Genomic DNA, 25,072 nt, shown 5'->3' on the forward strand with positions numbered 1-25,072 from the left:
CATGAATGCCGATCGCGGCTTGACCGCCCTCTTTTCCGCCCTGGAGCGGGTTGCGCGGGAGGTCGCGCTGCTGAGAAGCTGGCGACGGTTGCTCGCGGCCTTCTTCGCGGGCTCGCTCAGCGTGCTGGCGCTGCCCCCCATCCATTTCCTGCCGATCCTCTTCGTCACCTTTCCCGTGCTCGTCTGGTTGCTGGACGGGCTCGGTGGTCCGGCTTCGGTCGTTCTCGGTGAAGACGCCACGGCCACGCGGCGGCGCATGCTGCGCGGCGGCGCGGCCATCGGCTGGTGGTTCGGCTTTGGCTATTTCCTCTTCGGCCTTCACTGGATCGGCTATGCCTTCATGGTCGAGGCGGAGAAGTTCGCGATCTTCATGCCCTTCGCGATCACGCTGTTGCCTGCGGGCCTGGCGATCTTCACAGGGGCCGCGACGGCGCTCGCCCGCGCCGTCTGGCTTCCGGGCTATCTGCGCATCGTTTCGCTCGCGATCAGCTGGTGCATCTTCGAATGGTTGCGCGGCCATGTGCTGACGGGTTTTCCCTGGAACCTCATTGGCGAGAGCTTCACGGCGTCCGACGCGCTGATGCAATGGGCGGCGCTTACGGGGGCCTATGGACTTTCTTTCATTGCGATCCTGATCGTCGCGGCGCCTGCCTTCTTCGATCCGCATGCGCGCGCGGCCGATATTCATTCGGTGCGGCTCTCGATCCGCGAAGTGCTGGTCGTGCCCTTCGCGGCGCTCGCCGCGCTCGTGCTTCTCTGGGCGGGTGGCGCGATGCGCCTCGCGGCGGCGGAGCCCCATGTGGCCAGCCCCGACGATGTCATGCTTCGGATCGTGCAGCCCAATATTCCGCAGACACAGAAATGGCGGCCTGAAAGCCGCATCGCCATCCTCGGCCAGTTTCTCCGCATGAGTTCCGACCCGACGCCCGAGGCGCCGCAAGGCCTTGGTCCCCATTCGATCGTCGTCTGGCCGGAGTCGGCGCTCTCGATCTTTCTCGCCCGCGAGCCCTACGTGCTCTCCGCGATCTCCCGCATGCTGCCCAAGGGCGCGCTTCTCATCACGGGAAGTGTGCGCGGCGAGCCCTCTCCAGATGGGCCAGCCGACAAGCTCGAGCGTTTCTACAACAGTCTCTACACGGTCGATTCAGACGGCAAGATCATCGCCACCTACGACAAGTTCCACCTTGTTCCCTTCGGCGAGTATCTGCCCTATCACCGCTGGCTCGAAAGCATCGGCCTGCACAAGCTGACCAAGCTTCAGGGGAGTTTCGATGTCGGCCCCGGCCCGATAACGATGCCGTTGCCCGGCGCGCCGTCTGCAAGCCCCCTCATTTGCTACGAGATCATCTTCCCGGAAGCCGTGGTCAACGCGACGAAGAGGCCGGGCTGGATTGTCAATGTGACCAACGACGCATGGTTCGGCTCGTCGAGTGGCCCCTACCAGCACTTGTCTCAGGTGCGCCTCCGGGCGGTCGAACAGGGCCTGCCCATCGCGCGCGCCGCCAATACCGGCATTTCCGCGGTCATCGACCCCTATGGCCGCATTCTCGCCCAAAGGGCGCTCAATACGGCGGGCGTCATCGACTATCCGCTCCCCCATGCCCTTGCGCCCACGCCCTATGCCCGTTTCGGCGACTGGCTCTTTGGGCTTTTGCTCCTTGCCGGCGCCGGCTTTCTTTACGCTTTCAGGCCGCGCTGAAGCCTGCCCACCGGAGGTTGGTTCCGGCTGAATGAAACTTTTGTTGCAGGGTTTGCCGCCTGACGGTTGTATTTCTTGCCGAAAGGCGGCATCGGTTGCATATCGTCGGAACGGGCCTCAAGTCCTCTCCGGCGCGGCCGCCGGGGCGATGTGGTCCGGTTTGCTGGTTCTGCCGGTTCGCGCCGGTTGCGGTTAAGAGGTGCGCCTTGCCAAGGAAATCGCCCAATCCAATCGACGTCTATGTCGGCGGCCGGGTTCGCATGCGGCGCATGCTCATCGGCATGAGCCAGGAAAAGCTTGGCGAAAGCCTGGGGCTCACCTTCCAGCAGGTGCAGAAATACGAGAAGGGCGCTAACCGGATCGGGGCGAGCCGCCTCTATCAGATCGCCCGCGTGTTGAATGTTCCGGTGGAGTTCTTCTATGAGGGCATTCAGGTCGACGATGCGGTCGAAACCGAAGGAATGGCCGAAGCCGAGCCGTCCAATTTCGATTTCGACATGCTTTCGACCTCCGAGGGCATCCAGCTCAACAGCGCCTTTTTCGCCATTCGCGACCCGAAGGTCAGAAAGCGCGTGCTCGAACTCGTCAAGGCGCTGGGCGAGACCGAAGCTCCCGGCCTTTCGGATGGGGCGGACGGCGCCGCTGCGGACGGCGAATTGGTCGATGAAACCTAAGACCGCGACATTACTGTGAAAAAGGGTCACGGGAGTTGACCCAATGGGCTTTCCTTGCAAAAACCTTTGACGCTCGACGGCCCGGTTTCGCCGCGTTTCGTCGATATGACATCAACACCGAACTTCCTCTGACGGGAGCATGACATTGGCCCGGTCCAATTATCTCTTCACCAGCGAATCCGTTTCCGAAGGCCATCCCGACAAGGTCTGCGACCGGATTTCCGATGCTGTGCTCGACCTTTACCTGTCGGCCGACCCCTTCGCGCGCGTCGCCTGCGAAACGCTGACGACGACGAACAAGATCGTTCTCGCGGGCGAAGTTCGCGGTCCCGCCTCGATCACGAAGGAAAAGATCGAGGAAACGGCGCGTAACGCGGTGCGTGAGATCGGCTATGAACAGGCCGGTTTCCACTGGAAGCATGCCGATGTGGAAGTCCTGCTTCACGCCCAGTCGGCGGACATCGCCCAGGGCGTCGACGCCGCGGGCAACAAGGATGAAGGCGCGGGCGACCAGGGCATCATGTTCGGCTATGCCTGCACCGAAACCGACGTGCTCATGCCGGCGCCCATCATTTATGCGCACCGTATCCTGAAGCGCATGGCGGAAGACCGCCATTCGGGCAAGCGCCCCGAATTCGAGCCGGACGCGAAGAGCCAGGTCACGCTGCGTTATGAAGGCGGCAAGCCGGTCGGCGTCACTTCCGTCGTCGTCTCGACGCAGCACAAGGAGCACGTCTCGCAGCCGGAATTGCGCGAACTGGTGCGCGCCTATGTGAAGGAAGTTCTGCCCGAGGGCTGGTTCCCTTCCGAAGAAGAATTCTACGTGAACCCGACCGGCAAGTTTGTCATCGGCGGCCCGGACGGGGACGCCGGCCTCACCGGCCGCAAGATCATCGTGGACACTTACGGCGGCGCGGCGCCCCATGGCGGCGGCGCCTTCTCCGGCAAGGATCCGACGAAGGTCGACCGTTCGGCGGCTTATGCCGCGCGCTATGTGGCGAAAAACGTCGTTGCCGCAGGCCTTGCGGACCGTTGCACGCTCCAGCTTTCCTACGCTATCGGCGTTTCGAAGCCGCTGTCGATCTATGTCGATCTGCACGGCACCGGCAAGGTGGACGAGGCGGCGATTGAACTCGCGATCCCGCGCGTCATCGACCTTTCTCCGCGTGGCATCCGTGAGCATCTCCAGCTCAACCGCCCGATCTACACGCGCACCTCGTCCTACGGCCATTTCGGCCGTATCCCGGAAGCCGATGGCGGCTTTTCGTGGGAAAAGACGGACCTTGCCGAGAAGCTCAAGGCGGAGATCCGCTGAAGCGTGACTGCGCGAACCATAGACCAGAAAGAAAATGCCCGGCGCCGCCATGTCTATGGCCGGACGCATGGCAAGACGCTGAAGCCCCGGCAAGCGAACCTGATGGAGACCCTGGCACCCAGGGTCTCCATTTCGCTTGAGGATGGCGAGGTGGACCCCCTGACGCTCTTTCCGGCGGGGACCGAAGAGGCCTGGCTCGAGATCGGCTTCGGCGGCGGCGAACATCTTGCCTGGCAGGCCGAGCACTACCGTCAGGTCGGCTTTATGGGCTGCGAGCCCTTCATCAACGGCGTGGCGAAGCTCGTCTCCGAGATCGACGAGCGCGGGCTACAGAATGTCCGCATTCATGCCGACGACGCGCGCTTCCTGCTCGAAAAGCTCAAGCCCGGCACGCTTTCCCGCGTCACCATCAACTATCCCGACCCCTGGCCGAAATCGCGCCACCACAAGCGCCGCTTCGTGAATGCCGAGACGCTGGCGCTCATTTCGCGGGTCATGAAGGATGGCGGCGAGCTGCGTTTCTCAAGCGATATCCCCCATTACGTCGCCTGGACGCTCGCCCATATCCGCCGTCACAATCTTGAGGAAAAAGGCCGGTTCGAATGGTTGGCCGAACGCCCTGCCGACTGGCGCGAGCGGCCCGTCGACCAGCCCCGCACCCGCTATGAGGCCAAGGCCATCCGCGAGGGCCGGACTCCCGCCTATTTGCGCTTCCGTCACGTGGTTTCGGCCTGACGCCGCCCCATTTTGGCGCCCCTTGCGAAAAACCCCCTAATGGCGCTATATAGGCGCCAAGTTAGCTAAGACGCTTCTCACATAGCGAAGGTCATCGTCGATCTTCGAACTAAGCGAGTGGGTTGTCTCCGGAAACGGGGGCCCGCTTTTTTTGTTTCTGGAGCGCCATTTTCTTCGAAGAGGGTCTATTGGCGGATATCGAGCTCGAACGACAGACAAGCGACGCGGCGCCGGCTGAAGAAGCCGATGCGCTCGACACGCATCTTGTCGCCGCAGCCGGTCAGCCGAGACGCATTTTCGAACTGATCCGCGGCGCCTCCGAGGCGGCCGGTTTCGAGATCGTGCGCGTGCGCTACGGTCTCCATGACGGGCATACGCTTCAGATCATGGCGGAGCGTCCCGACGGCACCATGGTCGTCGCCGATTGCGAGGATCTGTCGAAGATTCTGTCGGCGATCCTTGATGTCGAGGACCCGATTTCGGGGGAATACAATCTTGAGATTTCCTCGCCCGGCATCGACCGGCCGCTCACCAGGCCGAAGGATTTCGACCGCTGGGTGGGCTTCGAGGCGAAGGTCGAACTGCGCGATGCCATCGACGGAAGAAAGCGTTTTCGCGGGATTCTGCATGGCTTCCAGGACGGCGAGATCCTGCTGGAGCATGAGGTTGAAGGTTTTGCGGAGAAGCAGGTGATCGGCCTGCCGTTCCGCCAGTTGAGCGAGGCGAAGCTCACCATGAGCGACGACCTCATCAGGGAAAGCTTGAAGCGAAGGGACCGGGACGCCCCGGCCCCATCCGACGGAGAATAGACAATGGCTGTTAGCGCCAACCGGCTTGAACTGTTGCAGATCGCCGATGCGGTCGCGCGCGAGAAATCGATCGAGCGCGAAGTCGTCCTCGAGGCGATGGCCGAAGCGATCCAGAAAGCCGCGCGTTCGCGCTACGGCGCGGAAAATGAAATCCGTGCCCGCATCAATCCGACCACCGGCGAAATTCGTCTGGTGCGCCTGCTCGAAGTCGTCGAGGAGGTCGAGAACGACGCCGTCCAGATCGAGCTGAGGGATGCGCAGCGCCGCAATCCGGCCGCCCAGCTCGGCGACCTCATCGAGGACGAGTTGCCGCCTGTCGATTTCGGCCGCATCGCCGCCCAGACCGCCAAGCAGGTCATCGTGCAGAAGGTGCGCGACGCCGAGCGCGAGCGCCAGTACGACGAATACAAGGATCGCATCGGCGAGATTGTCCACGGCATCGTGAAGCGCGTGGAATATGGCAACGTCATTACCGATCTGGGTCGTGGCGAAGCGATCGTGCGCCGCGACGAGTTGCTGCCGCGCGAAACCTTCCGCAATGGCGATCGTATCCGCGCCTATATCTACGACGTGCGCCGCGAGCAGCGCGGTCCGCAGATTTTCCTCTCGCGCACGCATCCGCAGTTCATGGCGAAGCTCTTCGCCCAGGAAGTGCCCGAAATCTATGACGGCATCATCGAGATCAAGGCCGTTGCCCGCGATCCGGGCAGCCGCGCCAAGATTGCCGTGCTGTCCAACGACAGCTCCATCGATCCCGTCGGCGCCTGCGTCGGCATGAGGGGCTCGCGCGTTCAGGCCGTCGTGAACGAGCTTCAGGGCGAAAAGATCGACATTATCCAGTGGTCGCCCGATGCCGCGACCTTCATCGTCAACGCGCTCGCGCCTGCCGAAGTCGTCAAGGTCGTGCTCGACGAAGATACCAAGCGTATTGAAGTTGTGGTCCCGGATGACCAACTATCGCTTGCGATCGGCCGTCGCGGACAGAACGTGCGGCTTGCCTCGCAACTCACCGGCTGGGACATCGACATTCTGACCGAAGCCGAAGAGAGCGAGCGCCGTCAGGCCGAGTTTGCGAGCCGCAGCGCGACTTTCGCCGATGCGCTCGATGTGGACGAAGTCATCGCACAGCTTCTCGCCTCCGAAGGTTTCTCCTCGATCGAGGAAGTGGCTTACGTGCCGCTCGATGAAATCGCCGAGATCGAAGGTTTCGACGAGGATACGGCTCAGGAAATCCAGAGCCGCGCTCTAGATTTCATCGACCGGCAGAATGCCGAATATGACGAGAAGCGCCGTGAACTCGGCGTTGAGGACGCGCTCGGCGACATCGAAGGCGTGACGCCGCGCATGCTTGTCGCCTTTGGCGAGAACGACGTGAAGTCGGTGGACGACCTCGCTGGTTGCGCCACCGACGACCTGCTCGGCTGGAACGAGACGGTGAACGGCGAACGCAAGCATCAGGCGGGCATTCTCGAAGGCTTCGATATCGACGCCAGCGAGGCGAACGCGCTCATCATGCGCGCGCGCGTCAAGGCCGGCTGGATCACGGACGAGGACATGAACAAGGTCGGCCTCACTGCCGATCATGATGTCGATAACCCGACCACCGCCGACGAGTTCGAGCAGGACTCGCAGGCCTGACGGTGTCGAAAAAGGCGGAGGCCAAAAAGGCCGAAGAGCGCCACTGTATCGTGACGGGCGAGGTGGGGCCTAAAGAGGGCCTTATCCGCTTCGTCATCGGTCCCGATGGCGCTCCCGTCGCGGATCTCGGCGAAAAGCTGCCGGGACGAGGTATTTGGGTTTCCGCCAGCCGCGAGGCGCTGGAAACCGCGATCCGCAAAGGTCTTTTCTCAAAGGCCGCGCGGGAAAAGGTCGAGGTGCCGGAAGGTTTCGCCGAGGATGTCGAGCGGCTTCTGGCAAAAAGGGCAGCCGATGCCCTGGGTCTGGCCCGCAAGGCAGGCGCCCTGGTCCTCGGCTTCGAGAAGGTTTTGTCGGCGATCGGCAAGGGCGAGGTCGCCTTTCTGGTCGAGGCCCGGGACGGGTCCGAGGATGGCAGCCGCAAGGTAGCAGCCGCCCTCAGGGCCCATAATTCCGGCACCGAAAAGGCCCAGCCACCGATCCTGAGGCCGCTTTGGGCGGCTGAAATGGGTTTGGCATTGGGTCGCGCAAATGTGGTACATGCAGCCCTGACCAAGGGCAGCATGAAAGAAAAAGTCTTCGGCGACCTCGCCAGACTTGAAAGCTATGGGCGCAAAGAGCGCCCCGTACACGAAGGACTGGCATGAACGACTCGGCGGATTCGAGTGATCGCAAACTGAAGGCTTCGGGCGGCAAGACGCTGAGCCTGAACCGGACGGTCGAGTCTGGCCATGTGCGCCAGAATTTTTCCCATGGCCGTTCGAAATCGGTCGTGGTTGAGAAGAAGAAGAAGCGCACCATCAGTCCCGGTGGCGCAGCCGCTCCCGCGGCTCAGCCTGCGCCCGAGCCTGCTGCCCCTGTTGCGGTGGCTCCCGCGCCTGCGCCGGTAGCGCCCGTGGCCGCAGCGCCCGCTCCTGCGCCCCAGCCTGCTCCTGAGCCGGTCGTCGTCGCAAAAGCGCCGGAACCGGTGGAAGCGCCCGTCGTGGTTGCTCCCGAGCCTCAGCCCGCGGCTCCCGCACCCCAGCCCGAAGCTGTTGTTGAGGTGCCGAAGCCTGCGCCGACGCCGACACCTGCGGCGGCTGCTCCGGCTCGTCCGGCGGCTCCTGCCGGGCGTCCTGCTGCTCCGGCAGCGCCTGCTCGTGGCGGCCGCCCTGCCCCGCGCCCGACCATGCGGTCCGGTGTCGTGCTGCGTACGCTGACCGAAGAAGAAAAGAATGCCCGCGCTATGGCGCTCGATCTCGCGCGTTCGCGCGAGGGCGAGGAGCGTAAGCGCGCGGAGGAAGACACGAAGCGTCGTGCTGCGGAAGATGCGCAGCGCAAGAGGGAACGCGAGGAGGCCGCCGCTCGCGAGGCTGAGGAAGTCTCGCGTCGCGAGACGGAAGAACTCGCCCGCAAGCGCGCCGCCGACGACGCGAAGCGCCGTCTGGACGAGGAAGCACGCTCGGGTAGCGCCCCGCGCGGCGCCGCTCTTCTCAAGGAAGAGGTCGCCGACGACGAGGACAAGCCGAAGCGCGCTCATGGCGCGCCGGGTGCCACGCCCAGCAAGGTTCCGCCCGCGCGTCGCAGCGAGCCCAAGCGCCGCACCGGCAAGCTCACCATCACCAAGGCTTTTGACGACGAAAGCGAGCGCCAGCGTTCGCTCGCTTCGATGCGCCGCCGCGTGGAGCGCGAGAAGAAGCGTCTCGCCGGCGTCCATGAAGCGCCGCAGAAGGTCGTGCGCGAAGTTGTCATTCCCGAAGTCATCACCATCCAGGAACTTGCGAACCGCATGGCGGAACGCGCCGTGGACGTGATGAAGATCCTGATGAAGCAGGGCATCATGCTGAAGATCACCGACGTGATCGACAGCGACACGGCCCAGCTCGTTGCCGAAGAACTCGGCCATACCGTGAAGCGCGTTGCCGAGTCCGACGTCGAGGAAGGACTGGTGGGCGCTGCCGACGAGGACGAGAACCGCGTTCCGCGCGCGCCGGTCGTCACGGTCATGGGCCATGTCGACCACGGCAAGACCTCGCTTCTCGACGCGCTCCGCAAGACTTCGGTCGCGGCGGGCGAAGCGGGCGGCATCACCCAGCATATCGGCGCCTATCAGGTCGATATGGGTTCGGGCGCCAAGATCACCTTCCTCGACACGCCCGGCCACGCCGCCTTCACGGCGATGCGCGCGCGCGGCGCGCGGGTGACGGATATCGTCATTCTTGTCGTTGCGGCGGATGACGGCGTCATGCCGCAGACCATCGAGGCGATCAACCACGCCAAGGCTGCCGGCGTGCCGATGATCATCGCCATCAACAAGATGGACAAGCCGGACGCCGATCCGACGCGCGTCAAGAACGAGCTTCTTCAGCATGAGGTCGTGGTCGAAGATTTCGGCGGCGACGTCCTTGCGGTTCCCATTTCGGCGAAGACCGGCCTAGGCCTCGACAAGCTCGAGGAAGCCATTCTTCTGCAGTCCGAAATTCTCGACCTGCGCGCCAACCCCGATCGTGCCGCCGAAGGCATCATCGTTGAAGCCAAGCTCGATCGCGGCCGCGGCCCGGTCGGTACGGTTCTCATCGAACGCGGTACGCTCCGCGTCGGCGACATCATCGTCGCGGGCGCCGAATGGGGCCGTGTGCGCGCGCTGATCAATGATCGCGGCGAGAATGTCGAGAGCGCGGGCCCCTCGGTTCCTGTCGAGGTTCTCGGCCTCGGCGGCGCGCCGGAGGCTGGCGACACTCTCTCGGTCGTCGACAGCGAAGCGCGTGCGCGCGAAGTCACCGACTATCGCCAGCGCGTCCAGCGCGACAAGCGCGTCGGCACCGGTGGGCGCACCTCGCTCGACCAGATGCTCTCGCAGCTCAAGGCGCAGAACGTCAAGGAACTGCCCATCATCGTCAAAGCCGACGTGCAGGGCTCTGCCGAAGCGATCGTGCAGGCGCTCGAAAAGCTCGGCACCGACGAAGTCACCGCGCGCGTTCTTCATGCGGGCGTCGGCGGCGTGACGGAAAGCGACATCACGCTGGCGACGGCATCGGGCGCGCCGGTCATCGGCTTCAACGTCCGCGCCAATGCGCAGGCGCGTGAGGCCGCTCGTCAGGCGGGTATCGAAATCCGCTACTACGCGGTCATCTACGACCTCGTTGACGACATCAAGGCCGCCATGTCCGGCATGCTTTCGCCGGAACTGCGCGAAACCTTCCTCGGCAATGCGCAGATCCTCGAGATCTTCAACATCTCGAAGGTCGGCAAGATCGCCGGTTGCCGCGTCACCGAAGGCGTTGTCCGCCGTGGCGCGAGCGTTCGCCTGATCCGCGACGACGTCGTCGTCCACGAAGGCAAGCTCTCGACGCTGAAGCGCTTCAAGGACGAAGTGAAGGAAGTGCAGTCCGGTCAGGAATGCGGCATGGCCTTCGAGAACTACCAGGATATGCGCGCCGGCGACGTCATCGAGTGCTTCGAGGTCGAGGTCATCAAGCGCAGCCTCGCTTGATGCGAGGCTTGTTCAATCAATCTTGTCATCCCGGGCTTTGTCCCGGGGTGACGAGATGTTTTTGAACGCCAGCCGATATTTTCCGGACGAACCATTCGCCATGCGCAAGAAAACTCATTCTAAGCCAGGACACCGCGACGCGCGCGGACCGAGCCAGCGTCAGCTGCGCGCGGGTGAACTCGTGCGCCGTGCATTGGCCGAGATCGTCGCCCGTGGCGATATTCAGGATCCGGAGCTGAGCAGCCGTCCGATCACGATCTCGGAAGTGCGGATGAGCCCAGATCTGCGTCACGCCGTCTGCTTCGTCGCGCCTCTGGGCGGCGGCGATGCGGTGGCGCTGGCCGATGCGCTGACCCGCGTTCGCGGTTATCTGCGCGGCCAGCTTTCGCATGAAGTGACATTCAAGTTCATGCCTGACCTTTCCTTCGAGGCGGATGTATCCTTCGACCGCGCTGAAGCGGTCGACCGGCTGCTGCACTCTCCGAAAGTCGCCCGCGACCTTGATGCGGATGATCACGATGAAGACGACAATCCCAACGAAGACAACGGGAACTGACCTCTATGTCCCGGCGCAAGAAGGGTGAGGCGATCTCGGGCTGGGTCGTCGTCGACAAGCCTTTGGGCCTCACCTCGACGGATGTCGTCTCGCGCGTGCGCCGTCTCTTCAATGCGCAGAAGGCCGGTCATGCCGGCACGCTCGACCCGCTGGCGAGCGGCGTGCTTCCCGTGGCGCTTGGCGAGGCGACCAAGACCGTTCCCTTCATCCTCGACGCTTCCAAGCGCTACCGCTTCACCGTTCGCTTCGGCGAGGCGACCGCGACCGACGATGCCGAAGGCGTGGTGACGGCGACGAGCCCCGTCCGCCCCGCCCCCGAAGCTATCGAGGCGGCTCTTGCGGGCTTTGTCGGCGAGATCGAACAAGTCCCACCAATTTACTCAGCTATCAAGGTTGATGGCGAGCGGGCCTATGATCTGGCGAGGGCGGGCGAAGCGGTGGAGCTCAAGGCCCGTCGTGTGACCATCCATGAAGCGCGGCTTCTCGGCTGCCCCGACGCCGACCATGCCGAGATCGAAATCCTTTGCAGCAAAGGGACTTACGTCCGCTCACTGGCCCGCGACCTGTCGCTGGCTCTGGGGACCGTGGGCCATGTCTCGGCGCTGCGGCGCATCGCCCATGGGCCCTTCCGCGAGGAATCCGCAATTCCGCTGGATAAACTCATGGCATTCGGCCATATTGCGCCCGCTTCCGAAGCCTTTTCGAGGCATCTGCTCCCGCTTGAGACCGCGCTGGACGACATCCCGGCACTGGCCCTGAGCGAAGACGATGCCTTCCGTTTGAGGCGAGGCCAGGGAGTTTTATTGCGCGGGCGCGACGCTCCGATCTTGTCGGGGCCGGTTCTGGCGACACACCGGGGACACCCGGTGGCTCTGACCGAGTACTGCCAGGGCGAACTGAAACCCGTGCGTGTTTTCAATCTCGATTCATAGGAGATCCCGATGTCGATTACGCCAGAGCGCAAAGCTCAGCTGATCAAGGAATTCGGCGGCAAGGAAGGCGACACCGGTTCGCCCGAAGTGCAGGTCGCGATCCTCACCGAGCGCATCACGAACCTTACCGAGCATTTCAAGGGCCACGCGAAGGACAACCATTCGCGCCGCGGCCTTCTGAAGATGGTGAGCCTGCGTCGTTCGCTTCTCGACTACGTCAAGAAGAACGACCAGAAGCGTTACGAGTCCCTGATTTCCCGCCTGGGAATCCGGAGGTAAAAACGGGGTGATCACTTCTCCCCATGACCTGAGTTTTCGTGCGACATGCGCCGGCGTGGTTTCGACCCCGCCGGCCATGGGCGCGTCTCGGTCCGAAGAGACAATCGTCCGTCAACGGAATAAAGCTCGCGTGTGGTCCTCTCTGCCGTCGTCTCATGGCTTGAGGTCCCTCACGGCTGTGCGCGGCGCCTTTCACGCGCCCTCGCGAGCCTGAACCGTTTATGTCCGGCCGCGACGTCAGCGGCAGAAATGGGCGCCGTCCGCCTGATGGTGGCAAGAACGCGAAAAACGCGGCGGCGCGGAACAGGAAATAGATATGTTTGATATCACACGCGAAGAAATTGAATGGGGCGGCCGCAAGCTCGTCCTTGAGACCGGCAAGATTGCCCGTCAGGCAGACGGCGCCGTGCTCGCGACCTATGGCGAGACCTCCGTTCTCGCGACGGTCGTCGGCGAGCGCAAGCCGAAGCCCGGCCTCGACTTCTTTCCGCTGACTGTGAACTACCAGGAAAAGACCTACGCCGCCGGCAAGATTCCTGGCGGCTTCTTCAAGCGTGAAGGCCGTCCGAGCGAGAAGGAGACGCTGGTCTCCCGCCTCATCGACCGCCCGATCCGCCCGCTCTTCGCCAAGGGATTCAAGAACGAGACGCAGGTGATCGCCACCGTCGTCAGCCACGACATGGAAAACGATCCCGACATCGTTGCCATGGTTGCGGTCTCCGCCGCGCTCACGCTCTCGGGCCTCCCCTTCCTCGGCCCGATCGGTGGCGCGCGTGTCGGTTACATCAATGGCGAGTACAAGCTCAACCCGATGATCGACGAGATGACCGAGAGCGATCTCGATCTCGTCGTCGCCGGTACGGCCGATGCGGTGCTGATGGTTGAATCGGAAGCGAAAGAGCTTTCGGAAGAAACCATGCTCGGCGCCGTGATGTTCGGCCATCGCGAGTTCCAGCCGGTGATCGACATGATCATCCGCATGGCCGAGAAATGCGCCAAGGAGCCGCGCGCCTTCGAAGCGAAGGATGAGTCGGAACTTGAAGGCAAGGTTCGCGCGCTGGCCGAGGCCGACGTTCGCGCCGCCTACGGTCTCAAGGACAAGGGCGAACGCCACGAAGCCCTGGCCAAGACGAAGGACAAGGTCAAGGCCGCGCTCTGCAACCCGGAAGATCCCAATGCGGTTGCCGAAACGGCGGTCGGCGGCGTCTTCAAGGCGCTCGAAGCCGATGTCGTTCGCAACTCGATCCTCGACACGGGCATCCGCATCGACGGACGCGACGTGAAGACGGTTCGTCCGATCGTCTCGGAAGTCGGCATTCTGCCCCGCACCCACGGCTCGGCGCTCTTCACGCGCGGCGAGACGCAGGCTCTCGTCGTTGCCACGCTCGGCACGGGCGAGGATGAGCAGTTCATCGACGCGCTGGAAGGCACCTACAAAGAAAACTTCCTGCTGCATTACAACTTCCCGCCCTACTCGGTCGGCGAAACCGGCCGCGTCGGTTTCACGGGCCGCCGCGAAGTCGGTCACGGCAAGCTTGCCTGGCGTGCGATGCGCGCCGTGCTGCCGCCGAAGAACGAGTTCCCCTACACGATCCGTCTCGTCTCGGAGATTACCGAGTCGAACGGTTCGTCCTCGATGGCGACTGTTTGCGGCTCCTCGCTGTCGCTCATGGATGCGGGCGTTCCGCTGAAGCGTCCGGTCGCGGGCATCGCGATGGGTCTCATCCTCGAAGGTGAGCGCTTCGCCGTTCTCTCCGACATTCTCGGCGACGAAGATCACCTCGGCGATATGGACTTCAAGGTGGCCGGTACGGAAGAGGGCGTGACCTCTCTCCAGATGGACATCAAGATCACCGGCATCACCGAAGGTATCATGAAGCAGGCCCTCGAGCAGGCTAAGGGCGGTCGCGTCCATATCCTGGGCGAGATGGCCAAGGCGCTCACGACGGCACGCAGCGAGCTCGGCGAACATGCGCCGCGCATCGAAGTCATCACGGTGCCGACCGACAAGATCCGTGAAGTCATCGGCACGGGCGGCAAGGTCGTTCGCGAGATCGTCGAAAAGACGGGCGCGAAGATCGACATCTCCGACGATGGCACGATCAAGGTCGCGTCGTCCGATGGCGCCTCGATCAAGAAGGCGATCGACTGGATCCGCGGCATCGTCGCCGAGCCGGAAGTCGGCCACATCTATGAAGGCACGGTCGTGAAGGTCGTCGATTTCGGCGCCTTCGTGAACTTCTTCGGCCCCCGCGACGGTCTCGTGCACATCTCGCAGATGGCGCCAACCCGTGTGGAGAAGGTGTCCGACGTCGTTGCCGAAGGCCAGAAGGTCAAGGTGAAGCTCCTCGGTTTCGACGAGCGCGGCAAGGTTCGCCTCTCGATGAAGCATGTGAACCAGGAGACGGGCGAAGAGCTCGTCTACGAGAACGAGCCGGCCGAACAGCCGCGCGAAAAGCGCGAAGGTGGTAGCGGCGATCGCGGCCGTCGTCGTCCGCGCGACTGAGCCTTTCGTCAGGCCAAAAAAAGATCAAGGGCGCCGGAGCAATCCGGCGCCCTTTTTATTTCCGCTGCATCAGTTCGATGCGGTTCCCGAAGGGATCGAAAACGAAGATCCGGTCGTACCCATCGATTGGAGCGTCCTCGACCAGCCGATAACCGCCTGCGCGTGCCCGCGCGACGAGCGTCGCAAGGTCGCTGGTCAGAAAGGCGATATGCGCCTTGCTCGCGGCGTGGAAATCCTTGTCGACTCCGAGATGGAGCCTGAGCGAACCAAGCTCGAACCAGCCGCCCCCGCGGGCGGCGAGTTCAGCCGGTTTGGGTACTTCGCTGAAGCCCAGCACATCGATATAGAAACGCCGGGCCTCTTCTTCCCCAAGAGCGGGGATCGCAATCTGAACGTGATCTATACCGGTAAGCATGGAACCTCCGGTTGCGTGTGATCAGTTGCCGTTGTCCTGGTCGTTCGTCATTTCCTCGGCGCGGGGCAGACCGATGATGTTGTAGCCACCGTCGACGTAATGGATTTCGCCGGTAACGCGGGCGGAAAGATCGGAGAGCAGATAGAGGCCGGCGCCGCCGACATGCTCGAGCTCGATCGTTTCCTTCAGCGCCGAATGCGTCTTGTTCCACTTGTGAACGAAGCGCGCGTCGCCGATGGCCGAACCGGCGAGCGTCCGCATCGGGCCGGCAGAGATCGCGTTGACACGAATGCCGTCGCGGCCGAAATCGGCGGCGAGGTAGCGCACGCTTGCCTCAAGCGCGGCCTTGGCAACGCCCATGACGTTGTAGTTGGGCATCACGCGCTGCGCGCCTTCATAGGTGAGCGTCACCATGGCGCCGCCATTGGGCATCATTTCGGCGGCGCGGCGCGCGACATCGGTGAAGGAGAAGCAGGAAATATCCATCGAGCGCAGGAAGTTTTCGCGCGTCGTGTCGGCATAGCGGCCCTTGAGCTCGCTCTTGTCGGAATAGGCGATGGCGTGAACGACGAAGTCCAGCGTGCCCCATTCCTCCTTGAGCGTGCGGAAAACGCTGTCGAGGCTCTGCGAGTCGGTGACGTCGCAGGGGAGGAGAATCTTCGAGCCGACGGATTCCGCCAGCGGCTTCACGCGGCGGCCGAAGGCGTCGCCCTGATAGGTGAAGGCCATTTCCGCGCCGTGCAGCGCCAGTGCCTGTGCGATGCCCCAGGCGATCGAGTGGTCGTTCGCGACCCCCATCACCAGACCGCGCCGTCCCTTCATCAGGGGGCCGCTCATCACCAGGCCGTCGCTACCTGTCTTATGATCCGAACCGTGCATTCGTTTTCGACCCGTCTGTTTCCAGGTTGTTTGGCCGGCTTTTGTGTCAGCCGTTATAGCGCTGGAAGGCCAGCGTCGCGTTGGTACCGCCGAAGCCGAAGCTGTTGGAGATCGCCAGATTGATGTCCGCCCCGTCGATGCGCTCGCGCACGATATTCGCGGCGGCAACTTCGGGGTCGATTTCGTCGATATTGGCGCTCGCCGCGATGAAGCCGTTCTGCATCATCAGCAGCGTATAGATCGCTTCATGCACACCCGCCGCGCCCTGCGCATGGCCGGTGAGCGACTTGGTGGCGCTGATCGGCGGTGTCTTGTCGCCGAAGACTTCGAGGATCGCCTTGATCTCGGGAATGTCGCCGACGGGCGTCGAGGTCGCATGCGGATTGATGTAGTCGACGGGTGCCTTCAGATCCTTGATCGCCATGCGCATGCAACGTACCGCGCCCTCGCCCGAGGGGGCGACCATGTCGGCGCCATCCGCCGTCGCGCCATAACCAACGAGTTCGGCGTAGATCTTCGCGCCGCGCGCCTTGGCGTGTTCCAGTTCCTCGAGGACCAGAATGCCGCCACCGCCCGAGATCACGAAGCCGTCGCGATCCTTGTCATAGGCGCGGCTCGCCTTTTCCGGCGTGTCGTTGCGCTTGGAGGACATGGCGCCCATGGCGTCGAAGAGGACGGAAAGCGTCCAGTCGAGTTCCTCGCCACCGCCGGCAAACATGATGTCCTGCTTGCCCCACTGAATCATCTCGGCAGCGTTGCCGATGCAGTTTGCGGAGGTCGAGCAGGCGGAGCTGATCGAGTAGTTCACGCCCTTGGTCTTGTACCAGGTCGAGAGATTGGCCGAGCAGGTGGACGACATTGCTTTCGGCACGGCGAAGGGGCCGACCCTCTTGGGGCCCTTCGCCGGATCGCGCGTGATGTCGGCAGCGGCCACGATCGCTTTCGTCGAAGGTCCGCCGGAACCTACGATCAGACCCGTCCGCTCATTGCTGACGTCGGAGGGCTCGAGGCCCGCGTCGCGGATCGCCTGTTCCATGGCGACCGACGCATAGGCCGCGCCGTCGCCCATGAAACGGCGCGCGCGCCGGTCGACGGTTGCGTCGAGGTCGATCTTGAGGCTGCCGTGAACCTGGCTGCGAAAGCCGAGCTCGGCATAAGTGTCAGATTTGACGATACCGGAGCGCCCTTCGCGAAGGCTCGCGAGGACCTCTTGCGTATTGTTGCCGATCGAGGAGACGATCCCCATGCCGGTGACGACCACTCGTCTCATGGCAGCCTCATTCTTGGTGTTAACGGGTTCGTATGAATGGCTTCGTGTGAATGGATTTGCCGCTCCGTCAGGCCGGCTGATCTTCTGTCGAAAGCCCGACCCTCATGTCGCTGATCGTATAGGCAAGCTCGCCATCCGCAAGGATGGTGCAATCGGCCACGCCGAGAACGAGGCGGCGATTGATCACGCGCTTGAGCTGGATGTTGTATTCGATCTTCTTCACGGCGGGCGTGACCATGGCGGAGAATTTCACTTCGCCGACGCCGAGCGCGCGGCCCTTGCCCTTGCCGCCGATCCAGCCAAGGAAGAAGCCCAGCAGCTGCCACGCACCGTCGAGACCGAGGCAGCCCGGCATGATCGGGTCACCCTCGAAATGGCAGGGGAAGAACCAGAGGTCCGGGTGGATGTCGAATTCGGCCTTGATCTGGCCCTTGTCGTGATCGCCGCCCTTGTCCGAGATATGCGTGATCCGCGAGATCATCAGCATCGGAGGCAAGGGAAGCTGCGCATTTCCGGGGCCGAACATGCGGCCATGGCTGCATTCGAGAAGATCTTCGTAGGTGTAACTCGACTTTTGCTCAGCCATACCCCGTCCGCTCAACTATGCCCTTCTCGTCAGCTCTCGTGTGAGCGATAGGGCTATCCCCGGCTCAAGGGCAAGGTTCTCTCCCCACCCCGGTTTCCTCGACGCGCTTCCTAACATATAGGGAGGCTGCCGGAAACCCACGCGATATGAGCTACAAAGCCCCGCCTTGACAAAAGCGTGACTGTGACTACATTTTGGACATTGTAATCATTACAAACTGGCGTTTGCTCGATATGAGCAGACGGAAGGATGAAGCCCGTGACCCAGGATCGGCCCTATAGCCAGACGCTCTCCCGCTTGCGGGAAGCCGGCCTGCGCCCGACCCGCCAGCGCCTCGCTCTGGGCCGCCTTCTCTTCGATGGCGGCGATCGCCACGTCACGGCTGAAGCCCTTCACGAAGAAGCTCAGGCGGCTGGCGTCAGCGTTTCGCTGGCCACCGTCTACAACACGCTTCACCAGTTCACGGAAGCCCATCTGCTGCGCGAAGTCGTGGTGGACAGCGCGCGCACCTATTTCGATACGAATGTCAGCGATCACCACCATTTCTTTCTCGAGAATGCGGGGTCGCTGATGGATATCGACGGCGGCAAGATCGCCATTACGGGCCTTCCCCAGGCGCCGGAAGGCACGGATGTCGCTCGCGTCGACGTTATCGTGCGCCTTCACGGAACGCCCCGCCCGGCCGAATAAGCCATCCGGTCAGCTGCGAACCCTTCTCATATTTAGAATTATTCTAAGGTGTTGACCGCTCGCGGCCAGCGGCATTATGCTTTTCCTCAACCGCCTCCCCGGGCGGTGGCCGGACGGGGCCAGTCGCCCCGAAACCCGGCCAGAACTCCAACAGGCAGGCCGTAGGAATGGGCGCTCAACCTGTTCCGGACGGCGAGGAAAGGTGAGGAATCCATGTCGTCGCTCGCAAAATCCAAAACACTCGACAATCTGAAGGCGGCCTTCGCCGGCGAGAGCCAGGCGAACCGTCGCTATCTCTATTTCGCCCAGAAGGCCGACGTCGAAGGCTACAACGATGTCGCCGCCGTGTTCCGCTCGACCGCGGAAGGTGAAACGGGCCACGCCCACGGCCATCTGGAATTCATGGAGTCGGTCGGCGACCCCGCCACGGGCGAGCCCATCGGACCGACCAACCTCAACCTCAAGGCCGCCATCGTCGGCGAGACGCACGAATACACCGACATGTATCCGGGCATGGCGCGCACCGCGCGCGAAGAAGGCTTCGACGAGATTGCCGACTGGTTCGAAACGCTGGCCAAGGCTGAAAAGAGCCATGCTGGTCGCTTCCAGAAGGCGCTCGACAGTCTCGCCTGAGCGCTGACGAAAAATCGCGAGGGAGACGGGCTTCGGCCCGCCTCCCTTTCGCGGTCAAATCGGAATATGGGAGGGGATTGAATGAAAGAAGGCAGCACGGAAGCGCCGACACGCCATCCGATCGATTGGCAGAGCCCGGACTTCTACGATCTCGACAAGCTCGATGTGGAGCTGCGCCGTGTCTTCGACATCTGCCATGGCTGCCGCCGCTGCTTCAATCTCTGCGACAGTTTCCCGCGTCTCTTCGATCTCGTTGACGCATCGCCCACTGGCGAACTCGATGAGGTGAAGTCGGAGGATTTCGCGCCCGTCATCGAAGCCTGCACGCTTTGCGACATGTGCTACATGACGAAGTGCCCTTACGTGCCTCCGCATGAATTCAATCTCGATTTCCCGCATCTGATGCTGCGCTACCGCTCCGCCGAGGCGAAGCATGAGGGGCATTATCCCTTCGTGCCCGGACAGCTTGGTCAGACAGATCGCAACGGCATGCTGGCCGCTCCCATCGCGCCGCTGGCGAACTGGGGCTCCGCGCGTGGCAACAGGCTGACGCGGCCCGTGCTCGAAAAGCTCGCAGGCATCGACGCTCGCGTCGAGCTGCCGAAATTTTACGGCAAGACCTTCACCATGCGCGCGAAGGCGCAGGACAAGTTAGGCGAGGCCGCGCCGAAGGAAGCGCCCGCCAAAGGCCGCAAGGCCGCACTTTTCGCCACCTGCTTCGTCAACTACAACAATCCGCAGGTCGGCGAGGCCGCGCGAAAAGTGCTTGCGCATAATGGTGTCGAAACAACCGTCGCTTATCCCGGTTGCTGCGGCATGCCCTTTCTCGAACAGGGCAATCTCGCCAAGGTCGCGGAGCAGGCCGAAAGGGTCTCGCGCGAAATGTGCGAGCTGATCGACAAGGGTTACGACATCATTACGCTGACGGCATCCTGCGGACTGATGTTCAAGTTCGAATGGCCGCTCATTCTTCCTGATAATGCGGATGTCAAAAAGCTCGCGCAGGCGACCTATGACATCGACGAATATGTCGTCGACATTGCGAAGAAAGAGGGTCTCGCGCCCGGCCTCAAGCCCGTCGAGGGCGGCGTCACGGCGCATCTTGCCTGTCACGCCCGGGCGCAGAACATGGGTCCGAAATCCGCCGAGATGATGAAGCTCATCCCCGAGACAAAGGTCGATGTGGTTGAGAGGTGTTCCGGCCACGGAGGAACATTCGGCGTGATGAAGGAAACCTTCGAGGTCGCGATGAGGGTCGGCAAACCCGCCGCGCGCAATGTTGCCAAGACCGGCAACAAATACGTCACCTCCGATTGTCCGCTTGCCGGAAAGCACCTCGCGCAGGAAATCGAGACGCTTGAAGAGGCGCAGGTGCCGAAGGTGCAGCATCCCATCGAGATCATGGCCCGGGCCTGGGGCCTCATCGAATAAGAAGAAGTGGAGCGAAACAATGCCCGCATCGAAGCGCATCATCGAACGCAGCGATATCCTCTCGCCCGAGACCTATGTGAGCGAGCGCAAGGAGCGGCGTGCCGCGATCACGGCGCTGAAGAAGAACCGCCGCGTCGCGGTCGGGCCCTATGCGACCTTCTACTTCGAGAATTACGACACGATGTTCCAGCAGATCCACGAGATGCTCTACATCGAAAAGGGCGGTGAGGAGCAGATTGCCGACGAGCTTGCTGCCTATAATCCTCTGATCCCCAAGGGCGACGAGCTTGTCGCGACGCTGATGTTTGAGATCGACGACGAGGTGCGCCGCGACAAGGAACTGCGCCGCCTCACCGGCGTTGAGGATCACATCTATATCGATGTTGGCGGCTTGCGCGTGACGGCGGTGCCGGAAGGCGATGTCGAGCGCACGAAGTCCGACGGCAAGACGTCATCGGTTCACTTCCTGCACTTCCCCTTCAAGCTGCAGGAAGTCGAGAAGTTTCGCGATCCGGCAACGCAGGTGATCATCGCCATCGCGCATCCGAATTATGGGCACATGGCGCTGCTCGCGCCTGACACCCGTGCTGCGCTCGCTGCGGATTTAGACTGAAGCGCGCGCCCTATTCGAAGTTTTCGTCTGAATAGGTGCCCCAGATCGAGCTGCGCTCGACCCAGCCTTCGTAGCCGCTCGCCTTGAGTTCGCACCACGCCGCCTTGCACGCCTTGATCTGTGCGATGACCCCGGGTTCGGCATAGGCGATGATGCCGGCGGTTGGGTTTGGTTCGGTGAGCAAGGCCACCGGCTCGCCGGTATGGGTCTTGTTCTGGACGATTGCGGTGCGACGCCCGTCGAGCATCGAATGCCAGACCCAGCCGATATCGCCTTCGTTGTCGCGGATGCGCCGCCACTGGTCCGACTCAGCCGTGACCTCGACTGGCAGCCCCTTTTTTGCGAAGACCCATTCGATCGGATAGTCGTCGCCCGGCCCGCGCCGGACGTTGATGCGACCGGATTTGAGGCTGACGAAACGTGGCACGGGCAAGCCAGAGGTGGTGCCGACCGTACGCTTGGGTGGCGCGCCGATTGCGGGATCCGGCGGCAGAAACTGCTGCGCGGCGGCGGGCTTTTCCGTTTTTTCCGCCTTTTCCGTTTTGGCTTCGGCAGGGCTAAGGCCTGCGATCAGCAACAGGCACAGCGCAGCGCCCCCGGCCTTGCGAAGGACGGAGCCGGCGTCATGTCGATGGGGCCGGTAAATGGCGATGATGGTGGCCTTCCTCTTGGGTGCCCTTGCACCTTTATGACAAGGGCGCGGCGACCGGGTCAAGGCGGATGGCGCGTTGTGCAAAGGCATGAGAACGGCTTTGTCCGCGCCCTCGCCCTCTGCTAGACAAGAGTAGGCCAGTCCCGCATTGGAGCGGGCGCCGGCAGAATGTTTCGCAGCGACCAGGCGTTCCACGTATGACCCAGAAGAAGCCGCTCGTCATCGTCACCAGAAAGCTTCCAGATGTCATCGAAGCGCGTATGGACGAGCTCTTCGACGTCCGATTGAACAAGGACGATCATCCGATGACGACGGCGGAGCTCGTGGCCGCCGTCCGTGAGGCCGACGTACTGGTCCCAACGGTTACCGACCGCATCGACGCCAAGGTATTGGCGCAGGTCGGCCCGCAGCTTCGCCTCATCGCCCAGTTCGGCACCGGCGTCGACAATATCGACGTCGAGACCGCGCGCCGTCGCGGCATTACGGTTACGAACACGCCCGGTGTGCTGACAGAAGACACGGCCGACATGACGATGGCGCTGATCCTCGCAGTGCCCCGCCGCCTCGCCGACGGCGCGCGCTATTTGCGTGACCATAATGGCGAATGGCCGGGTTGGTCGCCGACATGGATGCTCGGACGCCGCATTTTTGGAAAGCGTCTGGGCATTATCGGCATGGGCCGCATCGGACAGGCGGTGGCGCGCCGTGCCCGCGCATTCGGCCTCGAAATCCACTACCACAATCGCAAGCCTGCCAATGCCGTGATCGAGAAGGAACTCGAGGCGACCTATTGGGAGAGCCTCGACCAGATGCTCGCCAAGGTCGATATCGTTTCGGTCAATTGCCCGCACACGCCCGCGACCTATCACCTCCTGAATGCGCGACGTCTGAAGCTGATGCGGCCCGACAGCTACATCGTCAACACGGCGCGCGGCGAGGTGATCGACGAAAACGCGCTCGCCCGGGCGCTGGAAGCGGGCGAAATCGCAGGCGCCGGCCTCGATGTGTTCGAGCAGGAGCCGACGGTCAATCCGCGCCTCATCGGCCTCGACAATGTGGTGCTGCTTCCGCATATGAGCTCGGCGACCATTGAAGGTCGCGTCGAGATGGGTGGCAAGGTCATCGTCAATATCAAGACCTTCATGGATGGGCATCGTCCGCCCGACCGGGTGATCCCTGCGATCATGTAATGATCTGCGGCGGGCGCCCATTTAGCGTTTAAAACGCATAAAATCGGGTCATTCCGCAGATTATTTAATTTTCGTAATCCGTCCGTAGTCCCACGGAAATTAAGATTCTCCTTGGCACTTTGGATGCAGGCTTCGCCGTGCTTGCGCCAGTTTGGGCGCTGTTAGCCGCGATTGACGCCCTGCGATGAAACACATTGCCGATCACGTGTCCGGACGGGACAACAATTTCAATCTGATCCGCTTTCTGGCGGCGGGTACGGTCGTCTTCGCGCATAGTTTCATCGTGGCGACTGGCGATCGGTTTGCCGGGCCGCTCGTCGCGGCGACCGGACATGATCTCGGCTACCATGCGGTTAACGTCTTCTTCGTCGCGAGCGGCTTCCTGATCGCCGGGAGCTGGAACGGAACGCCCTCATTGCCGGTTTTCCTGTCGGCGCGGCTCCTGCGTCTCTGGCCCGCGCTGCTGCTCTGCTCGGCCCTCGTTACCCTCGCTGTGGGGCCGGCACTTACCGCGCTGCCGCTGCATGACTATCTGCATGACCGAGGCACATGGGAATTCGTGCCGCGCGTCGCAAGTCTCATAGGGGCCAGCAGTACGCTTCCTGGCGTCGCGACCACGCTTGCCACCGACCCGGCCGTCGACGCGCCGCTCTGGACGCTCAAATACGAAGTTCTCTGCTATCTCGCGCTGGCCACATTCGGCCTTTGCGGCGGCTTTTCAACGCCGCGCCGCTTCTGGCTCTGGATGGTGCCGATCATGCTCGTCCTTGCCGCGTCGAGCCTCTTGCCCATCGCGCATGATGTGACCCACCCCTTCGACCACATCATTCGCTTCGGCCTCTGCTTCGGCCTCGGCACCATCGCCTTCTACGCTGCCGCCCGCATTCCATTGACGGCATGGGGCATTGTCGCAGCCTTTGCGGCGGCGCTGCTCCTGCGCGATACCATCTTTTATGAATTCTCGCTCTGTCTGCTGACGGCTTATGCGACCATCTGGGCGGCGCTTGTGCCCTCGGCCTTTCTGCGGAACTTCAACCGGATCGGCGACTATTCCTACGGTCTGTATATCTACGCCTATCCGATCCAGCAGCTTCTCACGCAGCGCATTCCGCGCCTGACGTCACTCATGCTGTTTGCGCTGACCATGCCTGTGGCGCTCGCTCTGGCGACACTCTCATGGCATTGGCTCGAACGTCCCTGCCTTGCCCGCAAGCGCGATCTTGCGGTCTGGCTGCAAGGGCTCAGGCGTGTGAATTCAAATCCCTGATCGAGGGATTGTCGCCCGAGAGCGGGTTTTTGGGATCGTGCGGAAGGCGCAAGGTGCGGAAGCGCGTATCGAGCGCGTCATAGATGAGCAGCCGTCCGGCAAGGCTCGTTCCCGCGCCGGTGATTTCCTTGATGACCTCAAGCGCCATCATCGAGCCGATAACGCCTGTGAGGGCGCCGAGCACGCCTGTTTCCTCGCAGGCCGGAATGCTGCCGGGCGGCGGCGCCTCTCCGACGAGATCGCGATAATTGGCGAAGGGCTTTCCTGCTTCGTCCCGCTCATAGGATTTGAAAGTCGCTATCTGCCCCTCGAAAGGGCCGACCGCGCCGGAAACGAGCGGCACCTTCGCCAGATGGCAGGCATCGTTGACGAGAAAACGCGTCGGGAAATTGTCACAGCCATCGGCGACGATGTCGTAACGCGAGATAATGTCGAGCACATTGGCGGCGCTGAGCTTCACCTGATGCGCCTCGACCTTCACATCGGGATTGATGCGGGCGAGGCTTTCGCGGGCGCTCTCGACCTTCGGCCGTCCGACATTGACGGTGTCGTGGATAATCTGACGTTGAAGGTTCGACAGCGACACCGTGTCGTGATCGACGATGCCGAGCGTACCGACGCCTGCTGCCGCGAGATACATGAGGCAAGGCGCGCCAAGCCCACCGGCGCCGATGACGAGCACGCGGGTGTTGAGAAGCCTCTGCTGGCCGGGCCCGCCTATCTCCTTGAGAATGATGTGGCGGGCATAGCGTTCAAGTTGGGCATCTGAAAGCGGCATGTCTTTTCTCCGCTCCCTTTGCGCCATGCGGAGGGCGCGCTGTCAATGCCGTCCGC

At 62.7% G+C, this 25,072-nt stretch carries 24 protein-coding genes; 18 read left to right on the top strand and 6 right to left on the bottom strand.

What is annotated here, in order from left to right; genetic code table 11:
- The first annotated feature begins 1 nt into the window (after position 1).
- From lnt to pnp, 12 genes are all read left to right on the top strand, one after another.
- The gene (lnt, locus tag F2P47_RS00235; RefSeq protein WP_152214155.1) at positions 2 to 1,699 is read left to right on the top strand and encodes an apolipoprotein N-acyltransferase; all 1,698 of its coding nucleotides are present in this window, start codon (positions 2 to 4) and stop codon (positions 1,697 to 1,699) included.
- A 260-nt stretch (positions 1,700 to 1,959) separates the two neighbouring features.
- A complete protein-coding gene (locus F2P47_RS00240; RefSeq protein ID WP_152214451.1) occupies positions 1,960 to 2,373 on the top strand; it encodes a helix-turn-helix domain-containing protein in 414 nt (137 codons plus the stop codon).
- A 145-nt stretch (positions 2,374 to 2,518) separates the two neighbouring features.
- Entirely contained in the window at positions 2,519 to 3,688 is a 1,170-nt protein-coding gene (gene metK, locus F2P47_RS00245) for a methionine adenosyltransferase (protein WP_152214156.1), read from the top strand.
- 3 nt (positions 3,689 to 3,691) lie between these two features.
- Positions 3,692 to 4,423 carry a tRNA (guanine(46)-N(7))-methyltransferase TrmB gene (trmB, locus tag F2P47_RS00250; RefSeq protein WP_152214157.1) on the top strand — a complete coding sequence of 244 codons (732 nt, stop codon included), beginning with the start codon at positions 3,692 to 3,694 and terminating at the stop codon, positions 4,421 to 4,423.
- Positions 4,424 to 4,611: 188 nt separating this feature from the next.
- On the top strand, positions 4,612 to 5,232 hold the full coding sequence (gene rimP, locus F2P47_RS00255) for a ribosome maturation factor RimP (protein WP_246176656.1): 621 nt from the start codon (positions 4,612 to 4,614) through the stop codon (positions 5,230 to 5,232).
- A gap of 3 nt (positions 5,233 to 5,235) precedes the next feature.
- A complete protein-coding gene (gene nusA / locus F2P47_RS00260) occupies positions 5,236 to 6,870 on the top strand; it encodes a transcription termination factor NusA (protein WP_246176658.1) in 1,635 nt (544 codons plus the stop codon).
- A gap of 2 nt (positions 6,871 to 6,872) precedes the next feature.
- Positions 6,873 to 7,514, top strand: coding sequence for an RNA-binding protein (locus tag F2P47_RS00265; protein ID WP_204886449.1), 642 nt, complete (start codon positions 6,873 to 6,875; stop codon positions 7,512 to 7,514).
- Positions 7,511 to 10,339 (top strand): translation initiation factor IF-2, encoded by a 2,829-nt coding sequence (gene infB, locus F2P47_RS00270; RefSeq protein WP_152214159.1) that lies wholly within the window; start codon positions 7,511 to 7,513, stop codon positions 10,337 to 10,339. The genes F2P47_RS00265 and infB overlap by 4 nt, the downstream gene beginning before the upstream one ends.
- Before the next feature lie 100 nt (positions 10,340 to 10,439).
- Positions 10,440 to 10,895, top strand: coding sequence for a 30S ribosome-binding factor RbfA (rbfA, locus tag F2P47_RS00275; protein ID WP_152214160.1), 456 nt, complete (start codon positions 10,440 to 10,442; stop codon positions 10,893 to 10,895).
- 5 nt (positions 10,896 to 10,900) lie between these two features.
- Positions 10,901 to 11,827 (top strand): tRNA pseudouridine(55) synthase TruB, encoded by a 927-nt coding sequence (gene truB / locus F2P47_RS00280; RefSeq protein ID WP_152214161.1) that lies wholly within the window; start codon positions 10,901 to 10,903, stop codon positions 11,825 to 11,827.
- A 9-nt stretch (positions 11,828 to 11,836) separates the two neighbouring features.
- On the top strand, positions 11,837 to 12,106 hold the full coding sequence (rpsO, locus tag F2P47_RS00285; RefSeq protein ID WP_152214162.1) for a 30S ribosomal protein S15: 270 nt from the start codon (positions 11,837 to 11,839) through the stop codon (positions 12,104 to 12,106).
- A 316-nt stretch (positions 12,107 to 12,422) separates the two neighbouring features.
- Positions 12,423 to 14,612 (top strand): polyribonucleotide nucleotidyltransferase, encoded by a 2,190-nt coding sequence (gene pnp, locus F2P47_RS00290; protein WP_152214163.1) that lies wholly within the window; start codon positions 12,423 to 12,425, stop codon positions 14,610 to 14,612.
- 55 nt (positions 14,613 to 14,667) lie between these two features.
- Here the strand turns inward: pnp and F2P47_RS00295 are convergent, their stop codons facing one another.
- The 4 genes from F2P47_RS00295 to fabA all read right to left on the bottom strand — a co-directional run bounded on the left by F2P47_RS00295 (position 14,668) and on the right by fabA (position 17,762).
- Positions 14,668 to 15,027, bottom strand: a complete 360-nt coding sequence (locus F2P47_RS00295; protein WP_152214164.1) for a VOC family protein — start codon at positions 15,025 to 15,027, stop codon at positions 14,668 to 14,670.
- Between the two features lie 21 nt (positions 15,028 to 15,048).
- Positions 15,049 to 15,864, bottom strand: a complete 816-nt coding sequence (gene fabI, locus F2P47_RS00300; protein WP_152214165.1) for an enoyl-ACP reductase FabI — start codon at positions 15,862 to 15,864, stop codon at positions 15,049 to 15,051.
- Between the two features lie 88 nt (positions 15,865 to 15,952).
- Entirely contained in the window at positions 15,953 to 17,176 is a 1,224-nt protein-coding gene (gene fabB / locus F2P47_RS00305; protein WP_152214166.1) for a beta-ketoacyl-ACP synthase I, read from the bottom strand.
- Between the two features lie 67 nt (positions 17,177 to 17,243).
- Positions 17,244 to 17,762 carry a 3-hydroxyacyl-[acyl-carrier-protein] dehydratase FabA gene (gene fabA, locus F2P47_RS00310; RefSeq protein ID WP_152214167.1) on the bottom strand — a complete coding sequence of 173 codons (519 nt, stop codon included), beginning with the start codon at positions 17,760 to 17,762 and terminating at the stop codon, positions 17,244 to 17,246.
- A gap of 258 nt (positions 17,763 to 18,020) precedes the next feature.
- Here fabA and irrA point away from each other — a divergent pair, with 258 nt between their 5' ends.
- The 4 genes from irrA (at position 18,021) to F2P47_RS00330 (ending at position 21,129) form a co-directional block, all read left to right on the top strand.
- Positions 18,021 to 18,452, top strand: coding sequence for an iron response transcriptional regulator IrrA (gene irrA / locus F2P47_RS00315; protein WP_246176660.1), 432 nt, complete (start codon positions 18,021 to 18,023; stop codon positions 18,450 to 18,452).
- A 213-nt stretch (positions 18,453 to 18,665) separates the two neighbouring features.
- Positions 18,666 to 19,085, top strand: coding sequence for a rubrerythrin family protein (locus tag F2P47_RS00320; protein WP_152214169.1), 420 nt, complete (start codon positions 18,666 to 18,668; stop codon positions 19,083 to 19,085).
- An 81-nt stretch (positions 19,086 to 19,166) separates the two neighbouring features.
- Positions 19,167 to 20,516 (top strand): heterodisulfide reductase-related iron-sulfur binding cluster, encoded by a 1,350-nt coding sequence (locus F2P47_RS00325; RefSeq protein WP_152214170.1) that lies wholly within the window; start codon positions 19,167 to 19,169, stop codon positions 20,514 to 20,516.
- 19 nt (positions 20,517 to 20,535) lie between these two features.
- Positions 20,536 to 21,129, top strand: a complete 594-nt coding sequence (locus F2P47_RS00330; RefSeq protein WP_152214171.1) for a DUF3501 family protein — start codon at positions 20,536 to 20,538, stop codon at positions 21,127 to 21,129.
- 10 nt (positions 21,130 to 21,139) lie between these two features.
- Here F2P47_RS00330 and F2P47_RS00335 read toward each other — a convergent pair whose 3' ends face one another.
- Complete coding sequence (locus F2P47_RS00335) at positions 21,140 to 21,706, bottom strand: SH3 domain-containing protein (RefSeq protein ID WP_185680873.1); 567 nt, start codon at positions 21,704 to 21,706, stop codon at positions 21,140 to 21,142.
- A gap of 272 nt (positions 21,707 to 21,978) precedes the next feature.
- On the opposite strand from F2P47_RS00335, the gene F2P47_RS00340 reads away from it, so the two are divergent.
- The gene (locus F2P47_RS00340; RefSeq protein WP_152214173.1) at positions 21,979 to 22,971 is read left to right on the top strand and encodes a 2-hydroxyacid dehydrogenase; all 993 of its coding nucleotides are present in this window, start codon (positions 21,979 to 21,981) and stop codon (positions 22,969 to 22,971) included.
- 184 nt (positions 22,972 to 23,155) lie between these two features.
- Positions 23,156 to 24,238, top strand: coding sequence for an acyltransferase family protein (locus tag F2P47_RS00345; RefSeq protein WP_152214174.1), 1,083 nt, complete (start codon positions 23,156 to 23,158; stop codon positions 24,236 to 24,238).
- Here the strand turns inward: F2P47_RS00345 and F2P47_RS00350 are convergent.
- The gene (locus F2P47_RS00350) at positions 24,213 to 25,016 is read right to left on the bottom strand and encodes a HesA/MoeB/ThiF family protein (RefSeq protein WP_152214175.1); all 804 of its coding nucleotides are present in this window, start codon (positions 25,014 to 25,016) and stop codon (positions 24,213 to 24,215) included. The genes F2P47_RS00345 and F2P47_RS00350 overlap by 26 nt on opposite strands.
- Positions 25,017 to 25,072 lie beyond the last annotated feature (56 nt).

It is taken from the genome of Parvibaculum sedimenti (assembly GCF_009184905.1).
Lineage (GTDB): Bacteria > Pseudomonadota > Alphaproteobacteria > Parvibaculales > Parvibaculaceae > Parvibaculum > Parvibaculum sedimenti.

What these genes read in the sequence shown, in the direction of transcription:
- lnt (WP_152214155.1), top strand. Translation starts at nt 2, where the DNA reads ATGAATGCCGATCGCGGCTTGACCGCCCTCTTTTCCGCCCTGGAGCGG.
- F2P47_RS00240 (WP_152214451.1), top strand. Translation starts at nt 1,960, where the DNA reads ATGCGGCGCATGCTCATCGGCATGAGCCAGGAAAAGCTTGGCGAAAGC.
- nusA (WP_246176658.1), top strand. Translation starts at nt 5,236, where the DNA reads ATGGCTGTTAGCGCCAACCGGCTTGAACTGTTGCAGATCGCCGATGCG.
- infB (WP_152214159.1), top strand. Translation starts at nt 7,511, where the DNA reads ATGAACGACTCGGCGGATTCGAGTGATCGCAAACTGAAGGCTTCGGGC.
- rbfA (WP_152214160.1), top strand. Translation starts at nt 10,440, where the DNA reads ATGCGCAAGAAAACTCATTCTAAGCCAGGACACCGCGACGCGCGCGGA.
- truB (WP_152214161.1), top strand. Translation starts at nt 10,901, where the DNA reads ATGTCCCGGCGCAAGAAGGGTGAGGCGATCTCGGGCTGGGTCGTCGTC.
- rpsO (WP_152214162.1), top strand. Translation starts at nt 11,837, where the DNA reads ATGTCGATTACGCCAGAGCGCAAAGCTCAGCTGATCAAGGAATTCGGC.
- pnp (WP_152214163.1), top strand. Translation starts at nt 12,423, where the DNA reads ATGTTTGATATCACACGCGAAGAAATTGAATGGGGCGGCCGCAAGCTC.
- F2P47_RS00295 (WP_152214164.1), bottom strand. Translation starts at nt 15,027, where the DNA reads ATGCTTACCGGTATAGATCACGTTCAGATTGCGATCCCCGCTCTTGGG.
- fabI (WP_152214165.1), bottom strand. Translation starts at nt 15,864, where the DNA reads ATGAGCGGCCCCCTGATGAAGGGACGGCGCGGTCTGGTGATGGGGGTC.
- fabB (WP_152214166.1), bottom strand. Translation starts at nt 17,176, where the DNA reads ATGAGACGAGTGGTCGTCACCGGCATGGGGATCGTCTCCTCGATCGGC.
- fabA (WP_152214167.1), bottom strand. Translation starts at nt 17,762, where the DNA reads ATGGCTGAGCAAAAGTCGAGTTACACCTACGAAGATCTTCTCGAATGC.
- F2P47_RS00320 (WP_152214169.1), top strand. Translation starts at nt 18,666, where the DNA reads ATGTCGTCGCTCGCAAAATCCAAAACACTCGACAATCTGAAGGCGGCC.
- F2P47_RS00325 (WP_152214170.1), top strand. Translation starts at nt 19,167, where the DNA reads ATGAAAGAAGGCAGCACGGAAGCGCCGACACGCCATCCGATCGATTGG.
- F2P47_RS00330 (WP_152214171.1), top strand. Translation starts at nt 20,536, where the DNA reads ATGCCCGCATCGAAGCGCATCATCGAACGCAGCGATATCCTCTCGCCC.
- F2P47_RS00340 (WP_152214173.1), top strand. Translation starts at nt 21,979, where the DNA reads ATGACCCAGAAGAAGCCGCTCGTCATCGTCACCAGAAAGCTTCCAGAT.
- F2P47_RS00345 (WP_152214174.1), top strand. Translation starts at nt 23,156, where the DNA reads ATGAAACACATTGCCGATCACGTGTCCGGACGGGACAACAATTTCAAT.
- F2P47_RS00350 (WP_152214175.1), bottom strand. Translation starts at nt 25,016, where the DNA reads ATGCCGCTTTCAGATGCCCAACTTGAACGCTATGCCCGCCACATCATT.